General features: G+C 68.6%; 2 protein-coding genes. Both read left to right on the plus strand.

Translation table 11 applies throughout. The features are described 5' to 3' along the window. A partial coding sequence (locus tag ACFVJS_RS25860) for a 3-isopropylmalate dehydrogenase (RefSeq protein WP_378886357.1) occupies positions 1 to 1,048 on the plus strand: 1,048 nt, incomplete at its 5' end. Positions 1,049 to 1,164: 116 nt separating this feature from the next. Then, complete coding sequence (locus tag ACFVJS_RS25865; RefSeq protein WP_378886359.1) at positions 1,165 to 2,241, plus strand: branched-chain amino acid aminotransferase; 1,077 nt, start codon at positions 1,165 to 1,167, stop codon at positions 2,239 to 2,241. Positions 2,242 to 2,285: the final 44 nt, after the last annotated feature.

A 2,285-nucleotide genomic window follows, 5' to 3' on the forward strand; every position in this document is an offset into this window, starting at 1 on the left:
GACCAACCTCGCAGTGATCCCCGGCGACGGCATCGGGCCGGAGGTGACCGCCGAGGCCCTCAAGGTGCTCGAGATCGTCTCCCCGGTGAAGTTCGAGCAGACCCGCTACGACCTCGGGGCCGAGCGTTATCTCGCCACCGGTGAGGTGCTTCCGGAGTCCGTCCTCGCCGAGATCAAGGAGCAGGACGCCATCCTGCTCGGTGCGGTCGGCGGCAAGCCCAACGACCCGAACCTGCCTCCCGGCATCCTCGAGCGCGGGCTGCTGCTCAAGCTCCGCTTCGAGCTCGACCACTACGTCAACCTCCGTCCCAGCCGGCTCTTCCCGGGGGCGACCTCCCCGCTGTCGGCCGACGTGCTGGACAAGGGCGAGATCGACTTCGTCGTCGTGCGCGAGGGCACCGAGGGCCTCTACACCGGCAACGGTGGCGCGATGCGGGTGGGAACCCCGCACGAGGTCGCCACCGAGACCTCGGTCAACACCGCCTACGGCGTGGAGCGGGTCGTACGCGACGCCTTCGCCCGCGCTCAGGCGCGTTCGCGCAAGAAGCTGACCCTGGTCCACAAGACCAACGTGCTCGTCAACGCCGGCTCGCTGTGGTGGCGGATCACCCAGCAGGTCGCCGAGGAGTTCCCCGACGTCACCGTGGACTACCTCCACATCGACGCGGTGATGATCTTCCTCGCCACCGACCCGAGCCGCTTCGACGTGATCGTCACCGACAACATCTTCGGTGACATCATCACCGACCTCGCCGCTGCCATCACCGGCGGCATCGGCCTGGCCGCCTCCGGCAACATCAACTCGTCGCGCGAGTTCCCCTCGATGTTCGAGCCCGTCCACGGCTCCGCCCCCGACATCGCCGGCCAGCAGAAGGCGGACCCCACCGCGGCCATCCTGTCCGGGGCCCTTCTGCTCGAGCACCTCGGCCACCCCGAGGCTGCCGCCACCATCGACGCCGCCGTGCTCGCGGACCTCTCCGAGCGCGGCTCCGAGCCGCGTACGACCTCCGAGGTCGGCGACGCGATCGCCGCCCGCGTAGCCGGCTAGACGCTCAACCCCGACGGGGCCGGGCGCAGAGTTTCTGCGCCCGGCCCTTCGTCTGTCCACATCACTTACCCGCCCGCATAGCACAGCGACCGCAGAACAGGACTAATCTCATGGTCATGGAGATCAGCACCACATTGTCGACCCAACCGGCCACCGACAAGCAGCTCGCGGAGGTCCTGGCGAACCCAGGCTTCGGCAACCATTTCACCGACCACATGCTCACCGTTGAGTGGACTCCCGAACAGGGCTGGCACAACGGTCGCATCGAGGCGTACGCGCCGATCAGCCTGGACCCGTCGGCAGCCGTGCTGCACTACGCCCAGGAGATCTTCGAGGGCATGAAGGCCTACCGGCATGCCGACGGCTCGATCTGGGCCTTCCGGCCCGAGGCCAACGCCGCCCGGATGGCCCGCTCGAGCGAGCGGCTCGCGCTGCCCGTCCTCGAGATCGAGGACTTCGTGCAGACCGTGTTCGACCTCGTCAAGGTCGACCAGCGCTGGGTGCCCGAGGCGTCCGAGACCGACGAGAAGAGCCTCTACCTGCGGCCCTTCATGTTCGCCTCGGAGGCTTTCCTCGGCGTCCGCCCGGCCCAGCACGTGACCTACATGGTCATCGCCTCGCCCGCCGGCTCCTACTTCAAGGGCGGCGTGAAGCCGGTCCGGATCTGGCTCACCGAGGAATACACCCGCGCCGGGCGCGGCGGCATGGGCGCGGCCAAGACCGGCGGCAACTACGCCTCCTCCCTGGTCGCCCAGGCCGATGCGTCGGCCAACGGCTGCGACCAGGTGGTGTTCCTGGACGCGCAGGAGGGGAAGTACGTCGAGGAGCTCGGCGGCATGAACCTCTACTTCGTCCACGCCGACGGCCGGATCGTCACCCCCGAGACCGGCACCATCCTCGAGGGCATCACCCGCTCCTCCATCATCGAGCTCGCCGGCAAGCTCGGCTACACCGTCGAGGAGCGCAAGTTCGCCATCGACGAGTGGAAGTCCGGCGTCGAGTCCGGCGAGATCACCGAGGTCTTCGCCTGCGGCACCGCCGCGGTCGTCACCCCGGTCGGTGAGCTGGTCTACAACGGCGGCTCCATCGCCTCCGCCGGCGGCGAGGTCTGGAAGACCATCCGCAAGCAGCTCGTCGACATCCAGTTCGGCCGGGCCGAGGACACCTTCGGCTGGATGCGCAAGATCGTCTGACCCGCGAGGCGTCAGGTACGCCAGCCGAAGCGTCACTCCGGTCG

This window comes from Nocardioides sp. NPDC057772, assembly GCF_042798075.1.
GTDB lineage: Bacteria > Actinomycetota > Actinomycetes > Propionibacteriales > Nocardioidaceae > Nocardioides.